The organism is Actinocrinis sp. (assembly GCF_035938995.1).
In the GTDB taxonomy this organism is placed as follows: Bacteria; Actinomycetota; Actinomycetes; order Streptomycetales; family Catenulisporaceae; genus DASZGI01.
Window position 1 is genome coordinate 1 of sequence record NZ_DASZGI010000368.1, and the last position, 3,836, is coordinate 3,836.

A 3,836-nucleotide genomic window follows, 5' to 3' on the forward strand; every position below is an offset into this window, starting at 1 on the left:
TCGCCCTCAAGCCGACGCCAAGCCGCTGAGTAGTCCCGGCCGAGTCCCATAGCCGACCATCGGACATGCACGCAGGACTGTGAATCTGCCGTCACCGATCACGCAGGCGGACAGGGCCGACCACGGGTCGCTTCCAGAGCGCGGAGCGGAACGGCGCCGAACGCGAAGGGGCTGGCGTGATGATGCCAGAGGCCACACTCGGCACGTCCGGCGACCAGCCGACGCCGGAGCGGATTCTGCGGCTCGCCAACGGCTACTGGGCCACCGGCATCCTCGGTGTGGCCGCGAGCCATGCCCTGTTCACCCACCTGGAAGCCGGGGTCGACACCGCCGAGCGGCTGGCCGCAGGCGCCGGAATCTCCCAGCGCGGTGTCGAGGCCCTCCTCGACGGGCTCGTCGGCCTGGGCCTGGTCGAGCTGCGCGACGGCCGCTACCGCAACTCCGACGAGGCGTCCGCGTTCCTGGTCGAGGGCAAACCCGACTGCTTGAGCGACTTCGCCAAGCTGAAGCTGGGCCACGTCGACAGCCTCAAAGCTCTGCCCGAAGTGGTGCACGACGGCGCGCCGCCGACGGCCACGGTGGAGGTGGCCGACAACCCGCACTGGGAGAAGCTGGTCACGGCGCTCGCCGCGCAGTCGGTCCCGGCGGCGCGGATCGCGGCCGACCTGCTGCGGATCGCGGACGCCGGGGAGATCTCGATCTTCGACATCGGCGGCGGCTCAGGCGTCTACTCGGCCGTCTGGCTGGGGCTCAACCCCGCAGCCCGCTCGACCCAGCTCGACTGGAGGCCGATCAACGCGATCGCCCGCAGGCTCGTGGCCGAGCGGCGCGTGGCCGACCGATTCAGCTGCGTCGACGGCGACTTCCACACCACCGACTTCGGCACCGCGGTCTACGACATCGCCGTGTACTCCAACATCGCCCACCAGGAGGGGCCGGAGGACAACATGGCGATCTTCGCCAAGGTCCGCGGCGCCCTGAAGCCCCGCGGCACGCTGGTCGTCAGCGACTACATCGTCGACGACACGCGCAGCGGCCCGCCCTTCGCGCTGATCTTCGCCGCGGAGATGCTGCTCAAGAGCAGGCGCGGCCGGACCTGGCGGCGTGCCGACTACCAGGCCTGGCTCGCGAAGGCGGGTTTCGAGGACGTCTCCTTCCACCCCACACCGACGCCCGCCACCCTGATCATCGCCCGGTAGCCCGGACGCTTGGAGGACGAATGCCCGAGACCGCGCAGCTGGCCGATCTCTACTCGGTTATCGAGGAATCGGCGCGAGTGCTGGGGACGCCCTGCTCGCGCGAGAAGGTCTGGCCCATCCTGACCGCGTACGGCGAGGTGATTCCGCACGCCACGATCGCTTTCCGGATCGGGACCGGCGTGCGTTACGCGGGTGACGTCGACTGGCGCTTCTCGGTGCCGAAAGAGATCGATCCCTATGCCGTCGCCCGGGCGAACGGCCTGACTCCCGAGACGGGCCATCCCATCGGCGTCCTGCTCTCGGAGATGCGCAAACGCTGCCCCGTCGACGGTTTAGGTGTCGACTTCGGCGCTGCCCGCGGCTTCAAGAAGATCTACGCGTTCTTCCCGCCGAACGAGATGCAGAGCCTGACAGCACTCATCGACATCCCCTCCATGCCGCGCAGCGTCGCCGACAATCTCGACTACTTCGCCCGCTACGGCTTGGACACGGACAAGCTGAACGCGCTCGCGATCGACTACCCGCACCGCACGGTGAACCTGTACTTCGGCGCGCTGCCCGCCGAATGCCTCGAACCGGGCACCATCGTGTCGATGATCCGCGAACTGGGCCTGCCGCACCCGAGCGAGCCGATGGTGAGACTCGGTGAGAAGGCGTTCGGCATCTACGTCACCCTGAACTGGGAATCGTCGAAGGCAGAGCGATTCTGTTACGCCGTCATGAACGCGGAATCGAGTGCGTTGCCCGTTCCCTTGCACCCGCAGATCGAGCAGTTCCTGAAGAACGTCGCGCACGACGACGCCGGCGGCAGGTTCATCTACTACGCGGGCACATCGTCGATCGGCGAGGAGAACTTCAAGATCCACTCGTACTTCAAGTGGGACGCCCGGATGCTGGACCAGATGCTGCTGTCCGAATCCGAGGACAACCCCTGAGCTCTCTGTACGACCATTGAGTCGCGTGAGCCTCCATGCCGTGCGGTCTGTGTTGCGCTTGCCGACAATCCCGTCCGTGCTGGTCAGCGTAGGTTTGTGGTGAGCGGCATGGCGCAACTGTGGCGGACTGCTGAAGCTGCAGATGAGTGACTGTTGCGGTGGCATGGTGATCAGTCGTGCTGCTGCGACTGGCCTATCTCGGCATGACGAATGCGTTCGCGATGCTACGGCTATTGCCGATGAGCGATCGGACAAGGACGCGGAGATCCTCGCGCTTCGGCACCAGCTTGGCGTGCTGCAGCGGCAGCTTGGGCCGCAGCGGATAAGGTTCACCGCGAGCGATCGCGCCTTGCTGGCGGCGCTGCTGCGTCGAGTGCCCGGGCGGGTGCTTGCTCACATGCGTTGCTCGTCAAGCCGGACACCGTCTCGAAGTGGCACCGCGATCTGATCGCGCGTCGGCACTCCAGGTGTTCTCGGCCCAAGCGATCGGGTCGGCCGCACGATGCGCGGCCGACCCGTGCGCTCATCCTGCGTGTGGGGGTATCGCCGACTGCATGGGAAGCTGCTGGTGCTGGGTGCGAAGGTCGCGCCTGCCACGGTCTGGGAGATCTTGAGGGACGCCGGGATCGACCCGGCGCCCGAACATGGTGCCACCACGTGGGCGGCGTTTCTGCGCTCTCAAGCCGAGGCGCCGTTGGCCTGTGACTTCTTCGAGACGGCCACCCTGTCGGGCGCGCGGCTGTACGTGTTCGCGGTGATCGAGCACGCCTCGCGGAGAATCAGGATCCTGGGTGCGACCGCGCACCCGACCGGGGCGTGGGTGGCCCAGGCCGCGAGGAATCTGGTGATGGATCTGGAGGATGCCAGCGGCCGGGCGCGGTTCGTGATCCGGGATCGGGACGGGAAGTACCCCGGCCTGTTCGACGCCATTCTTGCCGACGCGGGGATCGAGGTTGTGCTCAGCGGCGTTCGGATGCCCCGGATGAACGCGATCATGGAGCGCTGGGTGCAGACCTGCCGCCGCGAACTGCTCGACCGTACCTTGATCTGGAACCAGGCCCACCTACTGCGCGCTACGTGAGTTCGAGTACTTCTATAACGAACACCGGTCGCATGAGGGCATCGCCAACGCCCGGCCGCTAAACCCGCTGCCCGCGCTGCTCACCGATCCGGATCAGATCGCGCAGCTCGATGTCCGGAGATGCGACTGCTTCGGCGGTGTCCTGCACGAATACCACCATGCAGCGTGACCTGCACGGACGAGGTTTTCGGCAAGGGCAGCGCCGCGGTGATCGCGTCTATGACCAGGCTTGCGCGCATGTGCGGCGCGATGGCATACCCGATCAAATCCTTGCTGCACAAGTCCAGGACGGTTGCGAGGGAGAGCCAGCCCTCGGATGTCGGGAAACAGCTGATGTCCCCGATTAGCTTCAGGCCGGGCATCGGGGCGGTGAACTCCCTGCGGATCAGATCCGGCACCGCCGCAGCCGCGTGCTTGTCCGGCTTCGTGAGGTTTCTGCGCTTGCGTCGGGTGATCCCGGCGGTGCCGTGCTCGCGCATCAACCGTGCGACCCTGCGCCGACCGATCTCGGGGCCTTGGCGCTTGAGTTCTCGGGTGACGCGCTCGGCCCCGTAGGCCGGGTGCGCGGTATGGATCTTCGTGATCCATGTGAGCAGTTCCTGGTCGTCGAGGGTGTGCTCG

3 protein-coding genes and 1 pseudogene are annotated in these 3,836 nt (G+C 66.8%); 3 read left to right on the forward strand and 1 reads right to left on the reverse strand.

Going from position 1 to position 3,836, the window contains the following annotated elements:
• Positions 1 to 179 precede the first annotated feature (179 nt).
• From VGZ32_RS25490 to VGZ32_RS28930, 3 genes and pseudogenes are all read left to right on the forward strand, one after another.
• Positions 180 to 1,199 (forward strand): methyltransferase, encoded by a 1,020-nt coding sequence (locus VGZ32_RS25490; RefSeq protein WP_326888738.1) that lies wholly within the window; start codon positions 180 to 182, stop codon positions 1,197 to 1,199.
• A 20-nt stretch (positions 1,200 to 1,219) separates the two neighbouring features.
• Complete coding sequence (locus tag VGZ32_RS25495; protein ID WP_326888734.1) at positions 1,220 to 2,134, forward strand: aromatic prenyltransferase; 915 nt, start codon at positions 1,220 to 1,222, stop codon at positions 2,132 to 2,134.
• 176 nt (positions 2,135 to 2,310) lie between these two features.
• Positions 2,311 to 3,384, forward strand: a pseudogene (locus VGZ32_RS28930) (integrase core domain-containing protein).
• Here VGZ32_RS28930 and VGZ32_RS25510 read toward each other — a convergent pair.
• The coding region (locus VGZ32_RS25510) for an IS3 family transposase (protein ID WP_326888737.1) at positions 3,296 to 3,836 on the reverse strand (541 nt) is incomplete at its 5' end. The pseudogene VGZ32_RS28930 and the gene VGZ32_RS25510 overlap by 89 nt on opposite strands.

Bases quoted from the DNA above. Each gene is read 5' to 3' on its own strand.
- VGZ32_RS25490 (WP_326888738.1), top strand. From the start codon at position 180: ATGATGCCAGAGGCCACACTCGGCACGTCCGGCGACCAGCCGACGCCG.
- VGZ32_RS25495 (WP_326888734.1), top strand. From the start codon at position 1,220: ATGCCCGAGACCGCGCAGCTGGCCGATCTCTACTCGGTTATCGAGGAA.